Below are 25121 nucleotides of genomic sequence, written 5' to 3' on the forward strand. Positions count from 1 at the left end.
AGGGCGCGGCATCGATCGCCGTAGTCACCCCCACCCCTGCCCCTCCCCCATCAAGGGGGAGGGAGAAGTTTAAGCGTCCTTGAACCCCTTACCCTCGGCGACCAGCCGCTCCAGCAGCGCCGACGGCTTGAAGTCCTCGCCCAGCGTCTCGTGGAACTCGCGCATCTTGGCCAGGATCTTGTCCAGGCCGACCAGCTCACCCCAGAACATCGGGCCGCCGCGATACACCGGCCAGCCGTAGCCGTTGATCCAGACGATATCGATGTCGGACGCCCGGATGGCCTTGCCCTCTTCCAGGATCTTCGCGCCCTCGTTGACCATCGGATACAGGCAGCGCTCCAGAATCTCCTGGTCGCTGATCTCGCGGCGCTGGATCTGGCGTTTCTCGGCGAAGTCGCGGATCACCTGCTCGACTTCGGCGCTGGGCTTGGCGTTACGGTTCTCGTCGTAGTCGTAGAAGCCCTTGCCGTTCTTCTGGCCGCGACGGTCCATCTCGCAGAGCACTTCGCGCACGGTGGACGACGAGGTCTTGGCCGGGTCCCAGCCGATGTCGAGACCGGCCAGGTCGCTCATCGCGAACGGCCCCATCGGCAGGCCGAAGTCGTAGAGCACCCGGTCGACGTCCCAGGGCATGGCGCCTTCCAGGATCAGCTTCTGGGCCTCGCGCTGGCGCTGGGCCAACATGCGGTTGCCGACAAAGCCGTGGCAGTTGCCGACCAGCACCGCGACCTTGCCGATCTTCTTGCCGATCTGCATCGACGTGGCGATCACCGACTTGTCGGTCTTGGCCCCGCGCACGATCTCCAGCAGGCGCATGACATTGGCCGGCGAGAAGAAGTGCAGGCCGATCACGCTCTCGGGCCGGCTGGTCGAGGCGGCGATCACGTCGATGTCCAGGTACGAGGTGTTCGAGGCCAGGATCGCGCCGGGCTTGGCGATCTTGTCCAGCTTGCCGAAGACCTCCTTCTTGATCTCCATCAGCTCGAACACGGCCTCGATGATCAGGTCGCAGTCGGCCAGGTCCTCCAGGTTCATCGACGGCGTCAGCAGGCCCATGCGCTTTTCGACGTCGTCCTGGGTCAAGCGGCCCTTCTTGGCGGTGTTCTCGTAGTTCTTGCGGATGACGCCGACGCCACGGTCGAGGTTCTCCTGTTTCGCCTCGATGATCGTCACCGGGATGCCGGCGTTGAGGAAGTTCATCGAGATGCCGCCGCCCATGGTGCCGGCGCCGATGACGCCGACCTTCTTGACCGGGATCAGCGGGGTGTCGTCCGGCACGTCGGGGATCTTGGCGGCCTGGCGTTCGGCGAAGAACACATAGCGCTGGGCAGCCGACTGAGTGCCGGTCATCAGCTCCATGAACAGGCGGCGTTCTTCCTTCAGGCCTTCCTCGAAGGGCAGGTTCACCGCCGCCTCGATACACTTGATGTTGTTCTCCGGGGCCATGAAGCCGCGGAACTTCTTGGCGTTGGCCTTGCGGAAGTCGGCGAAGATCTCGGGCTTGCCGCGGGCGGCCTCGACCTTGTCGTTCAGCTCGCGGACCTTGTTCAGCGGCCGGTCCTCGGCCAGCACCACACGGGCGAAGGCGATGGCCCCGTCGCGCAGCGCGCCTTCCTCGACCAGCGAGTCGAACAGGCCCATCGCAAGAGCCGCCTTGGCCGGCACGTGCTGGCCGCTGGTCACCATCTCCAGCGCCTTCTCGACGCCGACGATGCGCGGCAGGCGCTGGGTGCCGCCGGCGCCGGGCAGCAGGCCGATGTTCACTTCTGGCAGGCCGGCCTTCGCAGAGGGCACGGCGACGCGGTAGTGGGCGACCAGCGCCACTTCCAGGCCGCCGCCCAGCACCGTGCCGTGGATCGCCGCGACCACGGGCTTGGGCGAATTCTCGATGACGTTCTGGACGTCCTGCAAGCTGGGGCCGGTCATGGCCTTGCCGAACTCGGTGATGTCGGCGCCGGCGATGAAGGTCTTGCCCTCGCAGATCAGCACGATCGCCTGCACGGCCGGATCGGCGATGGCGGCGTCGAACGCGCCCTTCAAGCCTTCGCGGACAGCGGCCGACAGCGCGTTGACCGGCGGCGAGTTCAGCGTGACGACGCCGATGTCGCCTTCGACGGAAAGATCGGTGACGGCGTTGATCGCGGCCATGGCGTTTCGACCCTGCTTTTCGTTTGAACGATTGTTTGAAGCCAGCCTGCACGCTCACGCGAAGATGTCCAGACCTCCGTGGCGGCGCCTGTTTCTCGGGCAAGTCGTGTTGACGACTTCAAACGCATACTCCAAATTCGAAACGTTAGTTTCAGTCGAGGTCATCCGTGGCAGCGGATGCGCCGCCGAGGGATGCTCGGGCGCCGCATTTGCCTGAATTCCAGAGAGAATGACCCGCACTGGGGAGGGCGTTCGCGGAAAGTCATGGGCTTTGGGCGCGACTTGCACGCGTCCTGACGTTTCGAAGTCGGTGGATTCCGCGAGCGTGACGTATTGCTCGCAATGCGTCGGACTTTGGTAAAGCGCAACTCGGCGCGGGAGGGCATCCCGCGCCGTTTCTTTACGTCTCAGGCTGCGCTTTCCGTGAAGGCCGAATAGACCAGGGTCCGCAATTCCCGCCGGATCGGATAGGCGGTCGAGGGCATCAGCTGGGTCATGAACACCACCGCCAGGTCCTCGACCGGATCGATCCAGAACGCGGTCGAGGCCATGCCGCCCCAGAAGTATTCGCCCAGCGAACCCAGGTTCTTGGTCCGGGCCTGGTCGATGGTCACCGCGAAGCCCAGGCCAAAGCCCAGCCCCTCGAACACCGCCTCGCTGAACAGCGACTTTGACAGGTGGACCAGCTCCTTGCCGCCCGGCAGGTGGTTCATGGTCATCAGCTTGATGGTCTTGGGGCTGAGCAGGCGCACGCCGTCCAGCTCGCCGCCGTTCAGCAACATGCGGCAGAAGCGCATGTAGTCGTCTGCGGTCGAGACCAGCCCGCCGCCGCCCGACTTCACCATCGGGTCGCTGAGGAAGCGGCTCTTTTCCGGGTCGTCCTGCAGCACCACCTTGCCCGACGGGGTCAGGGCGTAGCAGGCGGTGAAGCGCGACCGCTGGCCTTCCGGCACGAAAAAGCCTGTATCGACCATCTTCAGCGGATCGAAGATGCGGGTCTTCAGGAAGACGTCGAACGGCATCCCCGAGATCTTCTCGACCAGATAACCCAGCACGTCGGTCGAGACCGAATAGTTCCAAGCCTCGCCCGGCGAGAACTCCAGCGGCACCGTACCCAGAGCATCAACATAGCCCTGCAGCCCGCCCTCACTGTCGATGCCGTCCAGCTTCAGCTTGCGATAGGCCGCGTCGATATTGGTGCGGTTCTGGAAGCCGTAGGTGAGCCCAGAGGTGTGCCGCAGCAGGTCCAGCATCCGCATCGGCTCGGCGGTGCGTTTGGTCTGGAAGGCGCCCTGCACGCCGGCCACGAACACGCCCTGGTCGCGCCAGGCCGGGATGAAGCGGTGCACCGGGTCATCCAGCGACACCAGCCCCTCCTCGACCAGCATCATGAAGGCGATGCTGGTGATCGGCTTGGTCATCGAGTAGATGCGGAACAGGCTGTCGGCCGCCAGCGGCTTGCCGCGCTCGACATCGGCGCTGCCCAGCACCGACGTGTAGGCCAACTTCCCGCGTCGCCAGACCTGGGTCAGGGCGCAGGGCAGTTTACCGGTGTCGATATACTTTCCCTTGAGGAAGGTCTCGATGCGGTTAAGTCGATCCGACGACAGTCCAACGGCTTCTGGCTTACTCAACGCCCTGCTCTCCCCTTGATGACGACTTTCATTGGCCTGGATCAGGACTCGCGTTCGGACGTTATGCCGCAACGTAAACTTTACCCGATCCTGCGATACCGATTGAAAACGAGGGAAACGGGATGGGCAAGCACTTGGATACCGAGGCTGCCTCCAGAATCGAAGCCGCGGCTGCCGACTGGTTTTTCCAGAGCAGCCTCGACATGTTCGTCGTCCTCCAGGACGACGCGATCATCCGTGTGAATCCGGCCTGGACCGACCTGACCGGCTGGACGCCGGAGGACACCCTGGGCCGCCCGATCCGCGACTTCTTCCACCTGCACGACACCGAGGTGATCTACGCGATCGCCGACGCCCTGCGCGCGGTCGGCCATGCCCGCTCGCAACACCGTCTGGCCCGCAAGGGCGGCGGCTGGCTGTGGGTGCGCTCGCAGTCGAAGGTCTTGGAGGGCGGCGGCCTGCTGATCGTCTTCCAGGACTTCAGCGAGGACCGCGCCCACGAGATCGCCCGCCAACAGACCGAACGTTCCAACGAACTGCTGCGCACCGCCGCCGGCGTCTATGTCTGGCGGTTCAATCCGCGCAAGGGCGTCTACGTCTTCGACCAGGACATCCCCACCCCCAGCTCGCCCCAGGGCGGGGTGCGGATCATGACCGTCACCGAGATGACGATGTCGATCCACGAGGACGACCGCGAGCGCGTCTGGGGGGCCTTCTCCAAGACCCTGCGGCGCGGCGAGCATGTCGAGATCGACTATCGGTACCTGGATCCAGCCACCCGCCAATGGGCCCACATGCACTGCGCCTGGCGCGGGGTGCGCGGCTCCAGTCCTGACGCGTGGGACGTGATCGGCATCAGCCAGAACGTCACCGAGCTGGTGGAGGCCCGCGATGCGGCCCTGGGCGCGGCCGAGGCCAAGAGCCAGTTCCTGGCCAATATGAGCCACGAGATCCGCACACCGATGAACGGGGTGCTGGGCGTGCTGCACCTGTTGAAGAACGAGAGCCTGACCGACGACGGCCGCCGCCTGTTGAACGAGGCCCTGGGCTGCGGCGAGATGCTGTCGGAGCTGCTGAACGACATTATCGACTTCTCGAAGATCGAGGCCGGCAAGCTGGAGCTGACCACCGAACCGGTCGAGCCCGCCGACCTGCTGGCCGGGGTGGCCGACATGCTGCGGCCCCAGGCGGAAGCCAAGGGCCTTTACCTGCGCGTCGAAGCGCCGGGGGATCTGGGCTGGGTCGCCACCGATCCGCTGCGCCTGCGCCAAGCGCTGTTCAACCTCTTGGGCAACGCCGTGAAGTTCACCCTGGAGGGCGGCGTCGTGGCGCGACTCTCAGGTCATCGCGACGGTGACCGCGCCCGCCTGCGCTTCGAGATCCAGGACACCGGCGTCGGCATCGGCGAGGAAGCCGGCCACCAGCTGTTCGAGCGCTTCAGCCAGGGCGACGGTTCGACCACCCGGCGCTTCGGCGGCTCGGGCCTGGGCCTGGCCATCTGCCGACGCCTGGCCGAGATGATGGGCGGCGAGGTCGGGTTCTCGAGCGAACTGGGCAAGGGCTCGACCTTCTGGCTGGACCTGGAGGCCGAGGCCTGCGCGCCCCCCCATCTCGGACAGGGGGCCAGCGAGACCGATGAGCCCGACGCCCCGCTGTTCGCCGGCCTGCGGGTGCTGCTGGTCGAGGACAACGCCACCAACCGCCTGATCGCCGGCCGCATGCTGGAGGCCCTGGGCGCGCGGATCGACACGGCCGAGGACGGCGTCCTGGGCGTGGCGGCCGCCACGCGCGGGGGCTTCGACCTGATCCTGATGGACATCCAGATGCCCGGCATGGACGGCGTCGAGGCCACCCACCGCATCCGCGCCCTCAAGGGCCCGGCCGGCGCCGTGCCGATCCTGGCCATGACCGCCAACGCCATGGCCCACCAGCAGGCCGCCTACCTGGCCGCCGGCATGGACGGCGCCATCGCCAAGCCCCTCTCCCCCGCCGCCCTGACCCAAGCCATCGCCCGGGCCCTGACGGCGGAACGGTCGGGGACGCGCAAGGCGTCGTAGGCCGAGGGCCCGAAACCCCGCCCTTCGACAAGCTCAGGGTGAGGTTTCTAGTGAACCGCCAAAAGTAGCCCTCATCCTGAGCTTGTCGAAGGACGAGGGCGGCCCCACTGCCCTACTTCGCCATCGCCTCCAGCCGACCCGCGTCCACCGCGCGCACGGCCTGCTTCAGCTCATCCACGCTCCCCGCCGAACCATCGGCCTCGATCGCGAAGCGGTCGCCGACCACCACCGAATATTTCCCGGAGTTGCTCTGGCGGTTCCACTGCTCGGTGGTCAGGCGGCCATCGACCGTGGTGGTCTTCTCGTACTCATCGGCCGTCTCGCGGGTGGCGTGACCGCCCATACCCGCCGCCAACGCGGTGAGACCCGCCACTGGACCAAGGTCGGTGATGGTCAGGCGGAACGAGCCGCCGCCGGCCTTCTCGTACTGGCCGGTGGCCACCACGATCTGGGCCTGGTCCGTGCCGCTGGACGTGGTCTCGACGTTGGCGCGGTTGAAGCCGGCGGCGCTGGCGGGCAGCAGGGCCTTCAGCGCTTCAGGCGAAGCGGCCTTGCCGGGGTTCTTCGACAGCTCCTCGGCCCGCTTGGCGGCGGCCTCCATGCGGCCAAGATCCACCTTGTTGCCGTTGATCTCGACCGTGCCCGAGGCCTTGTCGGCATGGCTCATTGCGCCCAGGCCCGACAGGCCGGCCACGCCGCCGATCGCGGTGGTGACCACGCCGATGACGAGCGAGACCACGATGGCCACGATGATGGTGACGACCGCATAGCCGGTGGCCTTCTCGGCCGGCGCCTTCATCACGCGCGGCAGGCCCAGATAGAGCAGGTAGCAGCCGTACAGGCTGCCCAGCAGCGCCAGGATGCCCAGCATCGGCATAACCTGGAACACGCCCGCTACCCAGCCGGCGGTGCCTGAATAGGCCGCGACTTTGAAGGCCTGCACGCGGTTCTTCTCGGCCCCGAAGCTGGGGGCCAGGGCGTCGATGATCAGGCCCAGCACGGCCGTCAGGATCAGCGAGCCCAGATAGCCGACCACCGCCAGCGAGATCGCCGCGCCCAGGCCGGGCTTGAACGACAGGCCAGGCACGCCGATGCCGAACACCTGCCCGCCGATCAGCCCGGCGACGGCCGGAATGGCCGCCAGGATGCAGACATAACCCGCAAACAGGCCGCCGATGCTGGCGGGCTCCCGCTCGATCTTCTCCCATTCCGTGGCGGGAGAGATGAGGATGCCCTTGATCCTTGCGACCAGACCGGTCCCCGCCGATCCGCCTTCAACTACCGTCATTTTCGCGAACGCTCCTTGATAAGGAATCCAGCGCCCGCCCCGATGGCCCCATCTAGTCACAGTTCGCGCGGAGGTCGAAACAACGTTTTCCGACAGGTCCAACCACCGTCGCGGCGCTCAGAAAATGGGTTGGACTGCAACATTCCTGACAAACCCCGGCTGTACGGGGCGCCTATTGTCCCCAGACGGACGGAGCCGCCCTTTAAGATGGCCCTCCCCGCGCCTAAATTGGACCCGATCGTCCAACGACTGGCGCAACCGGCGAAGGACGGGTTTCTTGGGGTTGGTGACGATGGATGACGGTCGGATCGCGGGGGCGGCGACAGCGCGCTATGCCCGCAAGAAGGAGACGATCCTGGCGGCCGCCACGGCGATCCTGAACCGTCAGGGCGTGCGCGGCATGACCCTGGCCGACGTCGCCGCCAAGGTCGGCCTGAACACCACCAGCGTCACCTACTACTACCGCAAGAAGGACGACCTGGCCGCCGCCTGCTTCATGCGCGGGCTGGAGCGTTTCGAGGCCATGGTCGGCGAGGCCGCCGCCGAGACGACCCCGGCCGCGCGCATCCTGAAATTCCTGGACCTGTATCTCGACCTGAACCGCCGCGTCCGCCTGGGCGAGGCCACGCCCCTGACCAGCTTCGCCGAGATCAAGGCGCTGAAGGAGCCCCTGCGTGGTTCGGTGGTCAGCGCCTTCAACGACCTCTTCCGCCGGGTGCGCAGCTTCTTCGACGATCCGTCCCTGGCCCACCTGGACAAGCGCCAGCGCAACGCCCGCGCCCACCTCCTGATGGAGCAGGTGTTCTGGTCGGGCACCTGGCTGCGCCGCTACGACGTCGAGGACTATGGCCGCGTGCGCGACCGCCTGGGCGACATCCTGCTGAACGGCCTGCCCGCCGGCGGCCGCGCCTGGGCCCCGCAAGCCCTGCCCGATCCGACCCCGCTGTCGCCGGAAGGCCTGGAATGGCGCGAGACCTTCCTGGTCGCCGCCACCCGCCTGATCAACCAGCGCGGCTATCGCGGCGCCTCGGTCGAGGACATCTCGGCGGCGCTGAACGTGACCAAGGGCTCGTTCTACCACCACCACGAAGACAAGGACGCCCTGGTGTCCGAGTGCTTCGAGCGCACCTTCACCGTCACCCGCCGCTCGCAGCTGGACGCTCGTTCGCTGGAGGCCGACAGCTGGACCCAGCTGACGTCCACAGCCGCGGGCCTGGCCAGCTACCAGTTGTCCGAGCACGGACCGCTGCTGCGGGCCTCGTCGATGGGCGCCCTGCCCGACACCCTGCGCCACGACATGGCCGACGGGTATGCGCGCGGCTGGCAGCGGTTCGGCTCGATCATCTCGGACGGCATCGCCGACGGCTCGATCCGCCCGATCGATCCCGCCATCGCCGCCCACATGATCAACTCGATGCTGAACGCCGCCGCCTCGCTGGGCGCGTGGGTGCCCGGCCTGGAGCGCGACGAGGCCGCCGGCCTGTTCGCCAAGCCCCTGCTGACCGGGGTTTTGGCGTAAAGGTTGCGACCTATTAACCATAGGGTGGCCCTGCCCTGGGGGCGGCTGGTATCGTCAAGCGTCTGATTCGCTTCGAGTTCCGTCCGCGCCATGACGACGATCAACCCGTATTCGCCGACCTATGCGCCCGGCCTGACCGCCGGGCAGACGGCGACGCAGCGCGCCAACCAGTCGACCGGCTATGGCCAGACGCGCGACCAAAGCCCGACGATCAACACGCCGGCGGTCAATGTCACCCTGTCGGCCGCCGCCCAGGCCGCGCTGAAAGCCCAGACCGACTCGCGCACCACTGACGCCGTCGTCGCCGAGGCCCGCGCCCAGATCGCCAGCTTGCTCAAGGCCGCCAAGACCTCCAGCGCGCTGAAGGACGGCGACGCGACGATCGACGTCACCAGCCTGGACCGCCGCACGCTCTATGCCGTCGCCAGCAATCGCGGCGGCCAGTTCCCGATGGACCAGCAGGTGGTCGCGGCCCTGGCCCTGAAGGGCCAGCACGACACCGCCCTGGCCGGCCCCGCCGCCCAGGCGCGACTGACCGGCGACTATGCCAGCCTGTACCAGACCGCTCTGGACCAGCTGGACGCCGCCGGTCCCGAGGAGAAGGGCTCGGCCGCCTGGACCGCCGAGCGCGAAGCCCTGGTCGAGGGCCGCAAGCAGGCCATCACCCGTCCGGGCCTGGCGCCGGCCGGCATCGAGGGCGACAGCGTCGCCGCCTACATGAAGGAAACCGGCAGCGCCGTGGCCGGGGCCAAGACCCGAGACTTCGGCAAGGTCGCCGGCGACGTCCGCACCGCGCTGGACAAGCAGTACGAGCTGGCCTTCGCCCCCGAGGCGGCCAAGGACTCCAGCAGCGGCGAGATCGACTTCCGCCGCTTCGACGACCGCTCGCTATCGGCCATCGCGCTGAACAAGGACGAGCAGTTCTCGGGCCACGAGATCGCCCAGGCCAAGGCCGAGATCCGCCAGCGCGACAGCGACGCCATCAAGGCCAGCTACAGCGCGACCAGCGAGGACGAAGGCGGTTTCGGCAAGGCGATGATCACCCGCTACGCCGGCATGACCACCGAGGAACGCCAAGCCTCGGGCTGGACCCCGGCGGTCTACGGCAAGATGGTCGAACTGCAGGCCTCGCGCGACAAGCTGGCCCAGATGTTCAATGCGGATGGCTCGCTGGCCGGGCCGCCGAGCCTGCTGGATTACCTCTAGTTCGGCGGGAGCCTTCCTCAACCCAGGGCGTTAGCGCAGGCGCCTAGGAAGGGAGCCTCCGATGCCGACCCGTTTCGCGCGCGTGCTGCTGGCCGCCGCCCTGCTCGCCGCGCCGATCCCCGCCGCCGCCCAGGACATGCCCACGGTGCTGCCGCAGGGCTTCGAGCTCAACTCCATCCTGAACCAGCAGCGGGTCGAGGCGGCGATCAATTCAGGGCGTTCCAACGCGCCGGCTCGCCCGAAGGCGAAGCCCACGACCACCGCCTATGCGCCCTCCCCGGCCGTCAGCCAGCGGGTGCGGCGGCAGTTCGCCGACTGGGTCGGGCGGCAGTCCGGACCTGAGGCCGAACGGAGGATTGCAGGGATCCTGAGCACCGGCGATCCGGTGAAGAGTTGGGCCGGCATCGTCGGCGGCGACGGCCTGCGTGCGGGCGATGTCGCTGACGCCCTGGCCGGCTATTGGGTGCTGAACTGGGTGATGGCCAATGGGGCCGACAATAATCGCGCCCAGGCCCAGGGCGCCTTGCGGCAGGTGCGCGGCATGATCGCCGACAATCCCGCCTACACCCGCCTGAACTCGGCCCAGCGGCAGGAGATGGCCGAGACCTTGATGCTGAACTTCCTGCTGCAGCACGCGGCCTATTTGGACGCCATGAAGCGCGGCGACCGCGACCTGGCCCGCCGCCTGGGCGACGCCGCCAACGCCCGGTTCAAGACCGAGATGGGCGTGAACCTGCGCCAGCTGAACCTCACGCCCGCCGGGTTCGTCCGACGGGCGTGAAGCCTTTAGCGCTTAGTAGCGAACCGACAGCTCGACGCCGTAGGTGCGCGGGGCGTTGAGGTTGCCGTAGTCGCCCAGCGTCGCCCGGTTGGCCGGGTCGCGGCGGTAGACGAAGTCGGCGTCCAGCAGGTTGCGCGACCACAGCGACAGCGCCATGCGCGGGCCGCCCTCCTTCAGCTGCATGTCGGCCAGCCCGACGCGGGCATTCATGATGAAAGACTTGTCGGCCTTCACGTCGGTCTGGTCGAAGGTCTGGGTGGCGTCCGAGTAGTTGGCGTCCAGGTGGGCCTGGAACGTCGCGCCCCACAGCGGCGCCTCGTAGTCGGCCGAGACACTGCCCGCGTTCTTCGGCGTGAAGACGATGAACACCGGCTGCAGCTGACCGTTGAAGGGGTTGCGGGTCGGGGGCACCTCGGTGTCGGTATAGGCATAGGCCGCCGACAGTGTCAGGCCCTCGGTCACGCGCCACTGGCCCTCGGCTTCAAAGCCGCGGATTTTCGTGGTGCCCGGGGCGTTGATGGTCTCCAGCGTGTTGCGGGTCGAGGACCCCGTGACGGTCACCAGGCTGAAGTCGATCTGGCTGCCCTGGCGGTCCATGGCGTAGGCGGCCAGGTTCAGGCGCACGCGGCGATCGAACAGGTCGGTCTTGGCGCCGATCTCGTAGGCCTTGACCTCTTCCGGACCGAAGGCGCGGTAGGTCAGCGAGCGCGAGCTGGCGCCGCCGGCGCGATAGCCGGTCGAGTACTTGGCATAGACATGGACGTTCTCGGCCGCGTCATAGGCCAGGGTGACCATCGGGTCGAACCGGTCGTTCTTCTGGGCGAAGGTCAGGTTCGTGCGGACGTTATTGACGATGTAGAGCTCACCGCTCTTGTCGTCCCAGGTGAAGCGGCCGCCGACCGTCAGGTGCAGGTTGTCGTTCAGCAGCGCCGGGGTGTAGGTCGCCTGGCCGTAGACGGCGTAGCTCTCGGCCGTGGCCCGCGAAGCGCGGTCGATCGAGCGGGTGCCGCGGATGGTCGGGGCCGGATCCAGGATGGTGTAGCCGGTGCCGTCGGCGTTCCAGCGGTTGGTGCTGGGGGTCGAGGCGTCGTCGCTGGCGTCTTCGGTGAAGTAGTAGAGGCCCGCGACGTAGTCCAAGCGGTCCAGGCTGCCGACGGCCTGGAATTCCTGGCTGAACTGGTGCTGCCACAGGCCCGCCAGGCTGTAGCGGCTGAAGTTGGTGTTGGGCGAATAGGCCGGGATGCGGTGGGCGCCGCCGGCATTGTCCCATTGGTCGACGTCGACTTCACGATAGGCGGTGATCGAGCGCAGTTCGAGGTTGTCGCTGGCGACCCACTTCAGGTTCAGCGAGACGCCGTTGGTGTCGTCGACGCTCCACTGCTGGGGCACGCCGATGTCGGCCATCTTCATGCGCTTGTCGCTGGCGATGACGATCGACGGCAGCGGACGGATCTGGCCCGAGGGCAGCGTGCCCGTGGCCGGACCGACGGTCAGGCCCAGCGGGTTGTAGCCCAGCAGCTGGCTGTAGAACGGGGTGTTCTTGTCCTGGCCGATGTCGCCGATCAGGTCGGCGGTGAAGTTCTGGGTCGGGCGCCAGCGGACCTGGGCGCGCAGGCCGCGACGGTCATAGGCGTTCCAGCCGATCGCGCCGGGCAGCGGGTTCTTGGTGGTGGCGTCCTGGCGCTGCAGGGCGGCGTCGATCTTGAAGGCGAAGTCGCCCACGGCCGGCAGGTTCAGGTGCATCTCGGCATTGTGCGAGCCGTAGTTGCCGACGCCGGCCTTCAGGCGCAGGTCGAACTCGCCGGTCGCCTGGCGGGTGACCATGTTCAGGGCGCCGCCTTCGGTGTTGCGGCCGAACAGCGTGCCTTGCGGGCCTTTCAGGACTTCGATGCGCTCGATGTCGAGCAGGGCCGCGCCCAGGCCGTGCTGGCGGCCCAGATAGACGCCGTCGATATAGACGCCGACGCCCTGCTCGCGGGCGGGCTGGTTGGCGTCCAGCGGGACGATGCCGCGGATGCCGATGGTCAGGGCCGACTGGCGGGCCTCGAAGGTGGCGACGCGCAGGCCGGGGATGGCGCCGTCGTTCAGGTCCATCAGGCTTTGGACGCGGCGCGCTTCCAGCGCCTTGTTGTCCATCAGCGAGATGGCGATCGGGGTTTCCTGCAGCTTGGTCTCGCGGCGGGTGGCGGTGACCAGGACGTCGCTGAGGGCGGTGTTTTCGTCGGCGGGATTGGCGGCCGGATCGGCGGCGGCGGTCGCGACGGCTTCAGCCGGAGCGGTCTCGGCGAAGGCGGCGACGGGGGCGGCCAGGATGGCGGCGCCGGCGAGGAGGAAGGCGCGCAGCTTGAGAGAGGTCTTCATTTTTATCCCCTTGAGAGGGGGCGAGACCTAGCCGGGCCACATGTAGCCAAATTTACATTTTTCCAAACCTTTCAAAGGGTTCTCGAGACACCCAGACGCGCGAACGTCATGGATTTGTCATGATCGGCCTACAGACCTTTATCCAGCTGGGTTGGCGAGGGAGCCGCCCGAAGCTCAGCGGCTCAAGCCTTCGCGGAACAGCGGCTGAATCAACTGTGACAGCGCCGCCACGACGGCTTAAGCGAACATCCGATGCTCGGCCCGCAGCGCTTTGACCAACGCATCGACGTCCTCGGGCGTGCTGTAGAAGCCTGGCGTCACCCGGATCACCGGCCCTTTCGTGACGCCCGTGCGCCAGACGGTGTGGACGCGGTGGCGCTCGAACAAGACCTTCTGCACCAGCTTGGCCTTGTCGTCGGTGTCCATGCCCTTGAGGCGGAAACTGGTGATCGCGCAGTAGCGGGCCGGATCGTCCGGCACGGCGATCTCGACATTGGCGAGGTCCGCCACGCCGTGCACCCAGCGGTCGCGCAGGGCCCGCATGTGCTTTTCCTTGGCCGCCGCGCCGACCGCGAAGTGGAAGTCCACCGCCGTCGGGATGGTCGCCACGCCGGGGAAGTTCACCGTGCCCGGCGGGACGCGGGCGTTGATGTCGTCGGCCGGCACGGTGCTGCCGAAGGCGATGTCGATGTCGGAGAGGCGGCTCTTGCGGATGTACATCGCGCCGGTGCCCAGCGGGGCCGAGGTCCACTTGTGCACCGACCAGCCGACGAAGTCCGCGCCCAGGTCCTCGACCTGGAAGTCCAACAGGGCCACGCCGTGGGCGGCGTCGACGATGGTGTCGACGCCCCGCGCCCGGGCCATGGCGACGATCTCGCGCACCGGGGTCACCAGGCCGGTGCGATTGGAGATCTGGGTGACCAGCAGCAGCTTGGCCTCCGGCGTCTTCTTCAGCACGTCCTCGTAGGCGGCCAGGATGTTGGCGGTGGTGGCCGGCTCAGGCATGGCGAACTTCACGACCTTGGCGCCCCGGTGCGAGCCCAGCCAGCTCATGGCCGCGATCATGGCGTCGTAGTCGAGGTCGCAGTGGATCACCGCGTCGCCGGGCTTCAGCGGCTTGTAGTTGCAGATCAGCATCTGCAGGGCGTCGGCCCCGCTGCGGGTGACGGCGATCTCGCCGGGCGTGCAGCCCATCTGACGGGCGATGGCGGCCTGGGCGGCCTTGAAGGTCGTGGTCCAGCCCTCGCCGCCCGGCAGCACATTGCGCGCCCAGACGGCGTTGGCGCTGTTCACCGCCGCGACCTGCCGCGCATACTCGTCGGCGACCACGCGCGGCATCATGCTCCAGTAGCCGGCCTCCAGGTTATGGACGCCCGGCGTGACGTCGTAGTGCTTGGGCAGCTCGGCGGCGGGGATCGAATTCGGCCGCAGAACCAGAGGCTGGGCCATGACCGGCGCGACCGCCAGGGCGGGGCCCGCGAAAGCGGCGGACTTCAGCAGCAGGCGACGGGTCGGCGTGGCGGCCATCGGGAGCGATCTCGCAGAGAGTTACAATGTAACACTCATGAGGTCCGAGCCCGTCCAGCTTGGCAAGTCCTCCGCGCCGCCGCTGCGTCCTTCTCGCGGCGCGGCCTAACGCTTGGGCACGATGATCTCGACCTTGCCGCCCTTCCAGCGCATCAGCGGCTGGAGTTGGCCCGACAGGGCCTGGGCGAAGTCGGTCAGCAGCACGGCGTCGACCGGCAGCTTGTCATAGACGCGCCAGGTCGTGTGTTGATCGCCGTCGACCGTGACCAGGGCGTAGCCGAGGATCGTCGGCGGCGTCCCCGGCTTGCCGGCCGTCATGGCGGCGATCAGGTCGGGCGTCGGCGTCAGGTAGCCCAGAGGGTCCTTCTTCGAGGCGGGCAAGGCCGCGCGGGACAGCACCACCGCATCGTTGCTATCGCCGCGCAGGGCGTAGGTCTTGCCGCCGACCTCGAACGCGCCGCGTTCGCAGGCGGTGCGGATCTTGGCCAGATCTTCCTTGTAGAACTTGTCGACCGTCAGCCGTGTCCACAGACCCTGCATCACCAGGAGCCGCGCCCCCACATCGGGATTGGTCATCTCGAGCGGCTTGGCGTCCGCCGCGCCCTCGACGCACGACGCGGCCAGGGCGGGAGACGCGATCGTCAGGCCGGCGATCAGGAACAGGACGCGAAGCATCGAAAACCTCAGGTTGCGCCGCGCACGCTAGAGGCCGGACCGCGCGCTCGCCATCCCTTTTCGCAAGAAGACGGCGCGCCCCCGGGGAGGACGCGCCGCAAGTTCCCACAACACTCGAGGTACTGGCCGGAGGAACTAGAACTTCTTGCGCAGGCCCACCTTGTAGGTGCGGCCCAGCGGATCGCCGGTGAACGGGTCGTAGCCCAGGTCCAGGCGAGCGTAGGACGGGTCCTTGTCGAACAGGTTGGTGATGGCCAGGGTCAGGGTGGTGTCCCACGGCAGAAGGGCGCGATAGGCCAGGTCGGTCAGGACCTGCTTCTCGATCTTCTTGCCGGCGGCGACCGTCACGAACGCGCCCGTGGTGTCCTTGTAGGCGTTGGCCGCGAACGGCGCGGTGCGCTGGTCGGTGTAGCTGCCGATATAGTGGACCGACAGGCGCAGGTTATGGATGCCCGCGTTCCATTCGGCAAAGACGTCGCCCTTCCACTTGGGGATCGGCACGACCGTGGTCTGGTAGTTCAATAGGCCCACGGCGTCGAAGGCCTTCTCGACCGTGATGCCTTCCACGACGGTGGCGCCGACCTTGTACTTCTGGATGTAGGTCGCGTTGCCGCCGAAGGTCAGGTCGCCGCCGATCACCTCCTTGAACCGATACTCGGCCGAGAAGTCGAAGCCGGCATTCTTCACCGGCGCGCCGTTGATGTAGTTGGTGCGCAGGCGGGCGATGCTGGTGGTCGGGGTCCCGCAGGCGCCGTTGAAGGTGAAGCGCGAGACCAGGCCCGCATAGGCCGGATCGGCGCAGTTGTTCGCGCCCGCCGCCCCGTTCGGATACAGCGAAGCGACCATGCCGGCGACCGGCTCGGCGACGATCGGGTTTTTGAAGTCGAAGTAGAAGTAGTCGATGCTGGCCTTGAACTCGCCGGCGTTGAACAGCGTGCCGAAGTTGTAGGTCCTGGCCTTTTCCGGCTTCAGGTTCGGATTGCCGAAGATATCGACCGCGCGGAACACGCCCAGGATGCCTTGCAGCGAGGTCACCGAGGTGGTGGTGGTCTGCGGGTCCGGCGGGCCGCGGAAGGTCGAGCCGGCCGAGCCGCGGAACGCCAGCCACGGCAGGGCCTGCCAGCGCAGCGAAGCCTTGGGATTGAAGGTCGAGCCGATGCCGTTGCCGTACTTCTCGTAGCGGGCCGCGAACTGGGCCTGGAAGTCGTCGCTGATCGGCACGCTGAGCTCGCCGAAGCCGGCCATCACGTCGCTCTGGTTATCGGCCTCGTTGCCGACCCCTAGGAACATGAAGGGCCCGTTGCGCTGCGAGCCGGTGCAGTTGGTCACCCCGAAGTCGGGCGTGTTCACGCACGGATTGATCGCGGCGTTGCTGATGTCGTTGTAGTCGGCCTTGAAGTAGCTGCGGCGGTACTGGACCCCCGCGGCCCAGGCGACGTCGCCGCCCGGCAGGCTGATGCTGGTCTTGCCGTTCAGCACGGCCTCGCCGACGAACAGGCGCGAGGACTGCTTGGTCGACAGCTTCTTGAAGAACCAGTCGACGACATCCTTGTTGTTGGCCAGGGCGGAATTGTAGCCCGGATTGGCCACGCCGGTGATGGCGTTGGACGGGATCGCGCTGGCGAAGGGGTTGTAATACATGCACTGGCCGACGCCGGGCGTGCCCTGGATGCCGGGCAGCGACGGGTTGCTGTCGCACAGCGGACCGCCCAGGCCCTGCAGGGCCAGCGCGAACCGGTTGACCAGGGTGTCGTAGCCGGTGCGGATGCCCACTTCCTGCGAATAGGTCAGGGCGACGTCCCAGCCGATCCCGTTGTCGAATTCGCCCGACAGGTCGGCCGACACCCGGAAGGCGTCGAACGAGCGCGAGCCGATCGACGGGCCGTAGCCGAACTTCGGGTTGCCGCCGATGCCGAACGGCCGGTTGGCGGCGTTCAGCGCCCCACCGGCGAAGATCGCGCCGGGCGCGGTGGTGGTCGCGCCAGTGGCCAGGTTGGTCAGCTGGACGGTCGGGTTGGCGGCGATGAAAGCCGCGAGGCCGGGGTTGGTAGCCGGCACGAAGTAGCGACCGGCCAGGGCGGCGATCGGGGCCACTTCCGCCGTCGGTACGGCCAGGGCCGCATAGGACGGCGAGGTGTTCCAGTCGGGCACGTCGGTGTGCGCGTACAGCACCTCGGCGTGGAACTTGGTCTTGGCCGAGAGATCCGTGTTGACCTCGGCATAGGCCTGCACCGCGTTGGACTTTTCGACCAGGTTGTCGAACGGCGTATAGTGCCAGTAGCAGACCGGCGTCAGGCCGCTGAAGCCGGGATAGCCGCCCAGGCCCGCGCAGGCCGGGTCGCGCATGCCGCTGGTCGTGCTGGCCAGGGGGATGAAGGTCGACGGATTGCCGGCGGCCGACCAGCCGGCCTCGGGGTTGCTCAGATACGGCTGGTTGGCCCACTCGCGGTCGGCGACCGACAGCTTGGAGCGGTGCTGCCAGCCCAGGCTGGCCAGGACGTTGCCGTTGTCCCAGGTCTTGCCCCAGGTCAGGCTGCCGCCGTAGTCGCCCTTCGAGCCGTCGATGTGGCGGTAGTCGGCGGCCGCTTCCAGGCCCTCGAAGTTCTTCTTGGTGATGAAGTTGACGACGCCGGCGATGGCGTCCGAGCCGTAGGTGGCGGCCGCGCCGTCCTTCAGCACTTCCAGGCGGCCGATCGCGGCGGCGGGAATGATGTTGGTGTCGACGATGCCCGCCCCGGCCGCGCCGAACGGGTTGATCGCCAGGCGGCGGCCGTTCAGCAGCACCAGGGTGCGCTGCGAGCCCAGGCCGCGCAGGTTGACCGAGCCCGAGCCTTCCGAGCCCTGGGCGCGGCTGTCGAACTGGTTGGTGTCGCCCAGCACGCCGTTGGAGATCGACAGCGCCTTCAAGAGTTCGACGGTGGAGGGCGAGCCGCGCTTCTGCAGCTCCTCGGCGCCGATCACGTCGACCGGCAGGGCCGCGTCCTCGGGCGTGCCCCGGATGAACGAGCCGGTGACGACGACCTCCTCGACCTCGACCGGGGCGTCGTTGCGCTGCTGAGCATAGGCCGCTCCGCTGGCTAGTGACATGGCCAGCGCGAGGCACGAGCCCCCGCGCAGGAAGCTGGTTCGTTTCATTGGTTTTCCCTCCCTCGATTATTTTTTGAACTGGCGGCTCGTCATGGAGCGACCAGGGGTCGTTCAGCGGGGTGGCGATCTCCCGAATCCACACGTCCGCACGCGCACGGCCGGACCGGCGCGCCGTGAGGAGCGTTCTTTTTCGAAACTTGGCGATGCGCCTTCTGGAGCCGACAAACCTTGGTTCCCCTGGGGTCGGACGCTTGAAAAGCCACGCATACAGCCCAGGTTTTGCAACCGAGGCGGATGCCGATCACAAAGATCGAACATCTGTTTCGATGATGCGGTATGTTTTGCAGCGCCGTCAACCGCCGCAACACAAGGGCAACAGAGCCTGCGTCAGCCCGTCGCACTGCTGACAGGTATGGGATCAGCGATCAGTTATGACGCGTGCATCGCAACATAAGCTTCGCTAAAGCGTTCGACGGGGGGTTTTCCTGCGGGGGCAGGCCCCCTAAGTGGGAAACCGTTGGTCGCCAAACCCGCTACGAGCGGGAAATAATTGGGTTGGGATTTCTATGCGTTTCGCCAAGACCGGCGCCCTCAGGCGTCCAGGCCGGCCTTCTGGCTTGTCCCATGCCCTGCTGATCGGCACGGCCGTCGTCGCGGGCGCGGGCCTTTCGGCCTGCACCACGCCCGCGCGTCAGGTCGACGTAAAGCTGCCGACCGCCTTCGAGGCGCCTGCTGGTTCGCCTCTGGCTTCCCAGGCGCTGGACCAATGGTGGACCGCCTTCAACGATCCGGTCTTGAACGATCTGGTCGCGACGGCGCTGGAAAAGGCCCCTGACGCCCGCATGGCCGCCGCCAAGCTGGAAGAGGCCCGCGCCGTGCGCAGCAGCCAGATCCGGCAGATCTACATCCCGCAGACGCCGCTGACCGGCTCGGCCAAGCGGACCGACACCGACATCATCGACCAGAGCGGCACCGGCGGCTTCACGCTGGGCGGGGTGACCAAGACCTACGCCGCCAATTTCGATGTCTCGTGGGAGCTGGACCTGATCGGCCGTCGCGGCGCCGCCCGCCGCGTGGTCGACAACGACCTGGCCGCCGCCCGCTTCTCGTATGAAGGCGCCCGCGCCGCCCTGGCCGCCAACGTCGCCCAGTCCTATTTCGAAGCCCGCGGCTACGCCGTGCAGCTGGAAGACGCCCGCGCCAACGCCACGATCGCCGACAACCTGTTCAAGGTCTCGGACGAGAAGGGCCGCCGGGGCCTGTCGGCCACCTCCGAGGGCGACCGCACCGCCGCCGACCTGGCCCAAGCCCAGGCCCAGGTCGCCCAGGTGGAAGCCCAGCTGCAGGCCGCCCGCCGCAGCCTGCTGATCCTGGTCGGCAAGGGCGTGGATCCGCTGGCCAGCCTGCCGGTCGAGCCGGTGCTGGCCAAGGCCCCGCCGGTCCCGGCCGCCGCGCCCGCCGAGCTGCTGGCCCGCCGCCCCGACGTGCGCGAAGCCGCCGCCCGCCTGGCCTCGGCATCGGGCAATCTGAACATCAGCGAGCTGGCCCTGTTCCCGACCCTGACCTTGACGCCGGGGATCGGGATCCAGAAGCAGATCAGCCCCAGCTTCCTGTCGCCCGGCTCGACCCAGTCGACGACCAGCTCGGCCTGGTCGATCGGCGCGGACCTGTCGATCCCGGTGCTGAACATTCCCAGGCTGATGGCCGACATCAAGGCCGACAACGCCCGCGTCGAGCAGGCCGCCGTCACCTACGAGAAGACCGTCCAGACGGCCTTCGGCGAGACCGAGAACGCCTTGGTCCAGCAAGCCGCTGACGAGCGCCGCGTGACCTTGCTGGCCGCCGGCGAGCGCCGCGCCGCCAGCGCCTACGAGGCCAGCCGCAAGGGCTACGCCGCCGGCCTCACCGACCTGACCACGGCGCTCCAGGCCGAACAGTCCTGGCGCAACGCCCGCACGGCCCTGACCGGGGCCCAGACCCAGGCGCTGCAACGCGCCGTCCAGACCTACAAGGCGCTCGGCGGTGGCTGGTCCCCGCAGAGCATTCCCCAAAAGCCTGCCGATTTCGGCAAGCCTTCCGCGCAATGAGACCCGAAACGATGACGACCCGTTACCTGATCGCCACCGCCCTGGTCTGCAGCGCCGTGGGTCTGACCGCCTGTGGCGGCAAGAAGGACGCAGACAAGAAGCCCGCCACGGCCGCCGCCGCCCAGGCGCGCACCGTCAGCGTCGGCAGCGTCGAGACCCGGCCGCTGGGCGGCGGGGTCGAGGCCTCGGGCCTGCTGGTCTCGCGCGAAGAGGCCGCCGTCGGCTCGGAGCTGACCGGCTACCGCGTCGCGCGCCTCTATGCCGACGAGGGCGACTGGGTCCGCGCCGGCCAGCCCCTGGTCCAGCTGGATGACACCCTGCTGCGGGCCCAGGTCGAGCAGCAGGCGGCCGTCACCGCCCAGTCCCAGGCCGAGGCCAAGCGTGTCGCCGGCCTGGATGGCCAGGGCATCCTGTCCCAGGAGCAGATCGAGACCCGCCGCTATCAGGCCAAAGCCCAGGAAGCGGCGCTGAAGGAACTGCGCACCCGCGCCTCGCGCATGACCATCACCTCGCCGGTCAGCGGCCGGGTGCTGTCGCGCGGCGTGCAGCCCGGCCAGATCGCCGGCGGCGGGACCAATCCGTGGTTCACCATCGCCCGCGACGGCCTGGTCGAGCTGGACGCCGAGGTCAATGAAGCCGACCTGTCGGGCATCCGCGAAGGCCAGGCCGCGCAGGTGTCCCTGCCCGGCGGCCAGGCGATCTCGGGCGTCGTGCGCCTGATCAGCCCGCGCGTCGACAGCGCCAACCGCCTGGGCAAGGTGCGCGTGCGCCTGCCCGTGCGTCCGGACCTGCGTCCGGGCGGCTTTGGCCGCGCCACCTTCGGCGCCTCGGGCGCGCCGGTCACCGCCATCCCGGAATCGGCCATCCGCTACGAGGCCGACGGCCTGTCGGTGATGACCGTCGACAGCAACAACCGCGCTCACCAGGTCGCCATCAAGGTCGGCCAGAAGGGCGGCGGCTGGGCTCAGCTGGTCCAGGGCCCGCCGGCCGGCACGCGCGTCGTGCTGGGCGGCGCTTCGTTCGTGGCCGACGGCGACACCATTCGTCCCGCCGCTAACCAGGCCGCCCGCTGATGGCTAGTGAACACAAGGCCGGTGAGAAGACCGGCGAACTGAAGATCTCGGCCTGGGCGATCAAGAACCCGATCCCCGTCGCGGTGCTGTTCCTGGCCCTGATGATCGCCGGCATCGGCTGCTATCTGGGCCTGCCGATCAAGCAGTTCCCGAACGTCGAGTTCCCCGCGGTGACCGTGACGGTCACCCAGAGCGGGGCCGCGCCCGGCGAGATGGAGACCCAGGTCACCCGCCCCATCGAGGACGCGGTGGCCGGGATCTCCAACGTCAAGACCATCCGCTCGTCGGTGGTCCAGGGCGCCTCGACCACGACGATCGAATTCAATCTCGGCGAAGACCTGCAGAAGGTCACCGACGAGGTGCGCTCCAAGGTCGACCAGACCCGCTCGATCCTGCCGCGCGAAGTGGACGAGCCGATCGTCCAGCGCCTGGAGATCACCAGCGCCCCGATCATCACCTACGCCGTCTCGGCCCCGAACCTGAGCTCGACCGAGCTGTCGTGGTTCATCGACGACACCGTCACCCGCGCTCTCCAAGGCGAAAAGGGCGTGGCCCAGGTGGCCCGCGTCGGCGGGGTGGATCGCGAGATCAACGTCGTCATCAATCCCGACCGCATGGCCAGCTTCGGCGTGACGGCGCCGCAGCTGAACCAGGCCCTGGCCAATTTCAGCGTCGACGCTCCTGGCGGCCGGGCTAACATCGGCGGCCGCGAACAGACCCTGCGGGTGCTGGGCGCGGCGACCACGGTCGAGCAACTGCGCCAGATCACCATCCCGATCGCCGGCGGCCGCTACGTGAAGCTGACCGACGTGGCCGAGGTGGGCCAGGGCTCGGAAGAACAGCGCGGCTTCGCCCGCCTGGACGGCAAGAACGTCGTCGCCTTCCAGGTGATGAAGACCCGTGACAGCAGCGACGTCGCCGTCGAGGACAACGTCAAGAAAGCCATCGACGCCCTGGAGGCCAAGCAGCCGGGCGTGAAGTTCGTGAAGATCTTCTCGACCGTCGACGAGACCCGCGCCAGCTTCGCCGCCACCGAGCACACCCTGCTGGAAGGCATGCTGCTGGCCTCGTTGGTGGTGTTCCTGTTCTTGCGGGAGTGGCGCGCCACCCTGATCACCGCCATCGCCATGCCGGTGTCGCTGGTCCCCACCTTCGCCTTCATGGCGGTGATGGGCTTCTCGCTGAACGTCGTGACCCTGCTGGCCCTGACCCTGGTCATCGGCATCCTGGTCGACGACGCCGTGGTCGAGATCGAGAACATCGAAAAACGCGTCGCCCGGGGCCAGCGGCCCTATCAGGCGGCGATGGAAGGGGCGGACGCCATCGGCCTGGCGGTCGTGGCCACCACCTTCACCATCGTCGCGGTGTTCGTGCCCGTCTCGTACATGCCCGGCACGCCCGGCCAGTTCTTCAAGGAATTCGGCCTGACCGTCGCCGTGGCGGTGCTGTTCTCGCTGGTCGTGGCCCGCCTGCTGACGCCGCTGCTGGCCGCCTATTTCCTCAAGCCGGCCAAGCAGGCTCACGAACGGCCCGCGTTCAAGGGTTTCTATCGCAACGTACTGGACTGGTCTCTGGACCACCGGTTCCTCAGCCTGGTCATCGGCACCCTGATCCTGATCGGGTCGTTCGCCCTGGTGCCGTTCATTCCCACGGCCTTCCAACCGGCCGCCAACGCCAACTTCTACTATCTGAAGGTCCAGGGCCCGCCCGGCGCGACCACGGCCGACATGGAGCGCACCGTCCAGGCGGTGACCACCCTGTTCCGCAAGCGTCCGGAAACCGCCCACGTCTTCGCCCAGGTCGGCTCGAACATCGGCAGCGGCTGGGGCGGCCAGAGCGGCGCCGACATCCGTGACGCCACCATCACCATCGTGCTGAACGGCGATCGCGACCTGACGGTGACCGAGATCAAGCAGGTGGTCCGCGACGGCCTGCGCGGGATCCCGGACGCCCGGGTCAACCTGCTGGGCGACTGGGGCACCTCGGACGTCCAGACCATCCTGACCGCCGAGGATGGCCCCTTGCTCGAGCGTACGGCCGCCCAGGTCGAGCGTGAGATGCGCGGCCTGTCCACCGTCGCCGATCCGCGTCCCTCCAGCCCGCCCAGCGGTCCGGAAATCGTCATCCGCCCCCGGGCCGACGAAGCCGCTCGCCTGGGCGTCAGCGCCGCCGACATCGCCGCCATCGCCCGCGTGGCCACGGTGGGCGACATCGACGCCAATGTCGCCAAGATGACCCAGGGCGAGCGCCGGATCCCTATCCGCGTGCGCCTGCCGTCCGAGACCCGCGCCGACCTCCAGGCTCTGGGCGGCCTGCGCGTGCCGACCGCCAGCGGCGGCACGACTCGGCTGGATAGCGTGGCGGATCTGTCGTTCCAGGCCGGCCCGGCCAAGATCGACCGCTTCGCCCGCAAGCGTCAGCTGACCATCGAGGCCGACCTCAACAACGGCGCGCAGCTCGGCCAGGCCATGACCGACGTCAACAACCTGCCCACGATGAAGAAGCTGCCCGCTGGCGTCGCTCCGGCCACGGCCGGCGACCAGGAAGCCTTCGTCGAGCTGTTCACCGGCTTCGCCGTGGCGCTGCTGTCGGCCGTGGGCCTGGTGTTCGGCGTGCTGATCCTGCTGTTCCGCAGCTTCTTCAAGCCGATCACCATCCTGTCGGCCCTGCCCCTGGCGATCGGCGGCGCGTTCCTGGCCCTGCTGGTCACCGGCCAGTCGCTGTCGATGCCGTCGCTGATCGGCTTCCTGATGCTGATGGGCCTGGCCGCCAAGAACTCGATCCTGCTGGTCGAATACGCCATCGAGCAGGAGCGAGCCGGCATGAGCCAGCGCGACGCCATCATCGACGCCTGTCACGAGCGGGCCCGCCCGATCGTCATGACCACCCTGGCCATGATGGCCGGCATGCTGCCCACGGCGCTGGGCATCGGCACCGGCTCGGAGTTCCGCCAGCCGATGGCCGTGGCCGTGATCGGCGGCCTGATCACCTCGACCGTGCTGTCGCTGGTGCTGGTGCCGGTCGTCTACGAGATCGTCGACGATGTCGAGACGTGGCTGAAGCCGAAGCTGGGCCGCCTGGCGACCCCGCGTGAAGCGCAAGGCCAGGCCGTGCCGGTTGACCGCCTCTAGTGTGATCATCAGGCCCTTTCACCCCGGCGACGAAGACGTCGTCGTCGGGGTGATCCTGCCGATCCAGCGCGAAGAGTTCGGCTTTTCCATCACCGCCGCCGACCAGCCCGACCTCGCCAATATTCCGGCCTGGTATCAGACGGGGGCCGGCCAGTTCTGGCTCGCCCAACTCGACGGCGAGGCGGTCGGCACGATCGCTCTGAAGGACATCGGCGACGGCGCCGTGGCGCTACGGAAGATGTTCGTGAAGCCGGTGGCGCGGGGCGCGGTTGGCGCGGCTCAGGCGCTGCTGGATACGGCGCTGGCGCATGCTCGGGCGCACGACGTGTCGGCGGTCTGGCTCGGCACCACCGAGGCGTTCAAGGCCGCGCACCGGTTCTACGAGAAGAACGGGTTTACGCTGGTCGAGACATTCGAGTTGCCCGAGACCTTCCCGCGCATGGCGGTGGATACCCGCTTCTACCGAAGATCCTCCCCCTAGCGGGGGAGGTGTCGGCTCGAAGAGACGACGGAGGGGGAAGAGGCAAGGCATCAAGCACTTGCCCCT

General features: G+C 67.9%; 13 protein-coding genes and 2 pseudogenes. 8 read left to right on the plus strand and 7 right to left on the minus strand.

The window, feature by feature from the left end; all coding sequences use genetic code 11:
* Positions 1-69: 69 nt before the first annotated feature.
* Both AC07NF_RS24135 and AC07NF_RS24140 read right to left on the minus strand, forming a co-directional pair.
* Positions 70-2148, minus strand: a complete 2079-nt coding sequence (locus AC07NF_RS24135) for a 3-hydroxyacyl-CoA dehydrogenase NAD-binding domain-containing protein (protein WP_494633249.1) — start codon at positions 2146-2148, stop codon at positions 70-72.
* A 407-nt stretch (positions 2149-2555) separates the two neighbouring features.
* Positions 2556-3782 carry a serine hydrolase domain-containing protein gene (locus AC07NF_RS24140; RefSeq protein WP_494633250.1) on the minus strand — a complete coding sequence of 409 codons (1227 nt, stop codon included), beginning with the start codon at positions 3780-3782 and terminating at the stop codon, positions 2556-2558.
* Between the two features lie 122 nt (positions 3783-3904).
* On the opposite strand from AC07NF_RS24140, the gene AC07NF_RS24145 reads away from it, so the two are divergent.
* Positions 3905-5839 (plus strand): ATP-binding protein, encoded by a 1935-nt coding sequence (locus tag AC07NF_RS24145; RefSeq protein ID WP_494633251.1) that lies wholly within the window; start codon positions 3905-3907, stop codon positions 5837-5839.
* A 112-nt stretch (positions 5840-5951) separates the two neighbouring features.
* On the opposite strand, the gene AC07NF_RS24150 is transcribed toward AC07NF_RS24145, so the two are convergent.
* Positions 5952-7127, minus strand: a complete 1176-nt coding sequence (locus tag AC07NF_RS24150; RefSeq protein WP_494633252.1) for a YIP1 family protein — start codon at positions 7125-7127, stop codon at positions 5952-5954.
* 283 nt (positions 7128-7410) lie between these two features.
* On the opposite strand from AC07NF_RS24150, the gene AC07NF_RS24155 reads away from it, so the two are divergent.
* The 3 genes from AC07NF_RS24155 to AC07NF_RS24165 all read left to right on the plus strand — a co-directional run bounded on the left by AC07NF_RS24155 (position 7411) and on the right by AC07NF_RS24165 (position 10633).
* A complete protein-coding gene (locus tag AC07NF_RS24155; protein WP_494633268.1) occupies positions 7411-8646 on the plus strand; it encodes a TetR/AcrR family transcriptional regulator in 1236 nt (411 codons plus the stop codon).
* A gap of 90 nt (positions 8647-8736) precedes the next feature.
* Entirely contained in the window at positions 8737-9852 is a 1116-nt protein-coding gene (locus AC07NF_RS24160; protein ID WP_492813499.1) for a hypothetical protein, read from the plus strand.
* Positions 9853-9913: 61 nt separating this feature from the next.
* The gene (locus AC07NF_RS24165) at positions 9914-10633 is read left to right on the plus strand and encodes a DUF6683 family protein (RefSeq protein WP_492813500.1); all 720 of its coding nucleotides are present in this window, start codon (positions 9914-9916) and stop codon (positions 10631-10633) included.
* A gap of 12 nt (positions 10634-10645) precedes the next feature.
* Here AC07NF_RS24165 and AC07NF_RS24170 read toward each other — a convergent pair whose 3' ends face one another.
* From AC07NF_RS24170 to AC07NF_RS24185, 4 genes and pseudogenes are all read right to left on the minus strand, one after another.
* The gene (locus AC07NF_RS24170) at positions 10646-12994 is read right to left on the minus strand and encodes a TonB-dependent receptor (protein WP_492813502.1); all 2349 of its coding nucleotides are present in this window, start codon (positions 12992-12994) and stop codon (positions 10646-10648) included.
* A gap of 237 nt (positions 12995-13231) precedes the next feature.
* A pseudogene (locus tag AC07NF_RS24175) lies at positions 13232-14524 on the minus strand (aminotransferase class V-fold PLP-dependent enzyme); the annotation flags it as partial.
* Positions 14525-14626: 102 nt separating this feature from the next.
* Entirely contained in the window at positions 14627-15196 is a 570-nt protein-coding gene (locus tag AC07NF_RS24180) for a hypothetical protein (RefSeq protein WP_494633253.1), read from the minus strand.
* A 135-nt stretch (positions 15197-15331) separates the two neighbouring features.
* Positions 15332-18705: pseudogene (locus tag AC07NF_RS24185) on the minus strand (TonB-dependent receptor).
* Positions 18706-18849: 144 nt separating this feature from the next.
* Between AC07NF_RS24185 and AC07NF_RS24190 the strand changes: the two are divergent.
* The 4 genes from AC07NF_RS24190 to AC07NF_RS24205 are packed head-to-tail and all read left to right on the plus strand — an operon-like array spanning position 18850 to position 25055.
* Positions 18850-20370 (plus strand): efflux transporter outer membrane subunit, encoded by a 1521-nt coding sequence (locus AC07NF_RS24190; protein WP_494633254.1) that lies wholly within the window; start codon positions 18850-18852, stop codon positions 20368-20370.
* Positions 20367-21443 (plus strand): efflux RND transporter periplasmic adaptor subunit, encoded by a 1077-nt coding sequence (locus AC07NF_RS24195; protein ID WP_494633255.1) that lies wholly within the window; start codon positions 20367-20369, stop codon positions 21441-21443. The genes AC07NF_RS24190 and AC07NF_RS24195 overlap by 4 nt, the downstream gene beginning before the upstream one ends.
* Positions 21443-24574, plus strand: a complete 3132-nt coding sequence (locus tag AC07NF_RS24200) for an efflux RND transporter permease subunit (protein ID WP_494633256.1) — start codon at positions 21443-21445, stop codon at positions 24572-24574. The genes AC07NF_RS24195 and AC07NF_RS24200 overlap by 1 nt, the downstream gene beginning before the upstream one ends.
* A complete protein-coding gene (locus tag AC07NF_RS24205; protein WP_494633257.1) occupies positions 24534-25055 on the plus strand; it encodes a GNAT family N-acetyltransferase in 522 nt (173 codons plus the stop codon). Before AC07NF_RS24200 ends, AC07NF_RS24205 begins: the two co-directional genes overlap by 41 nt.
* The last annotated feature ends 66 nt before the right edge of the window (positions 25056-25121 follow it).

Source organism: Caulobacter sp. GW821-FHT10A06, from assembly GCF_059415805.1.

What these genes read in the sequence shown, in the direction of transcription:
- AC07NF_RS24135 (WP_494633249.1), bottom strand. Translation starts at nt 2,148, where the DNA reads ATGGCCGCGATCAACGCCGTCACCGATCTTTCCGTCGAAGGCGACATC.
- AC07NF_RS24145 (WP_494633251.1), top strand. Translation starts at nt 3,905, where the DNA reads ATGGGCAAGCACTTGGATACCGAGGCTGCCTCCAGAATCGAAGCCGCG.
- AC07NF_RS24150 (WP_494633252.1), bottom strand. Translation starts at nt 7,127, where the DNA reads ATGACGGTAGTTGAAGGCGGATCGGCGGGGACCGGTCTGGTCGCAAGG.
- AC07NF_RS24160 (WP_492813499.1), top strand. Translation starts at nt 8,737, where the DNA reads ATGACGACGATCAACCCGTATTCGCCGACCTATGCGCCCGGCCTGACC.
- AC07NF_RS24165 (WP_492813500.1), top strand. Translation starts at nt 9,914, where the DNA reads ATGCCGACCCGTTTCGCGCGCGTGCTGCTGGCCGCCGCCCTGCTCGCC.
- AC07NF_RS24170 (WP_492813502.1), bottom strand. Translation starts at nt 12,994, where the DNA reads ATGAAGACCTCTCTCAAGCTGCGCGCCTTCCTCCTCGCCGGCGCCGCC.
- AC07NF_RS24180 (WP_494633253.1), bottom strand. Translation starts at nt 15,196, where the DNA reads ATGCTTCGCGTCCTGTTCCTGATCGCCGGCCTGACGATCGCGTCTCCC.
- AC07NF_RS24190 (WP_494633254.1), top strand. Translation starts at nt 18,850, where the DNA reads ATGCGTTTCGCCAAGACCGGCGCCCTCAGGCGTCCAGGCCGGCCTTCT.
- AC07NF_RS24195 (WP_494633255.1), top strand. Translation starts at nt 20,367, where the DNA reads ATGAGACCCGAAACGATGACGACCCGTTACCTGATCGCCACCGCCCTG.
- AC07NF_RS24200 (WP_494633256.1), top strand. Translation starts at nt 21,443, where the DNA reads ATGGCTAGTGAACACAAGGCCGGTGAGAAGACCGGCGAACTGAAGATC.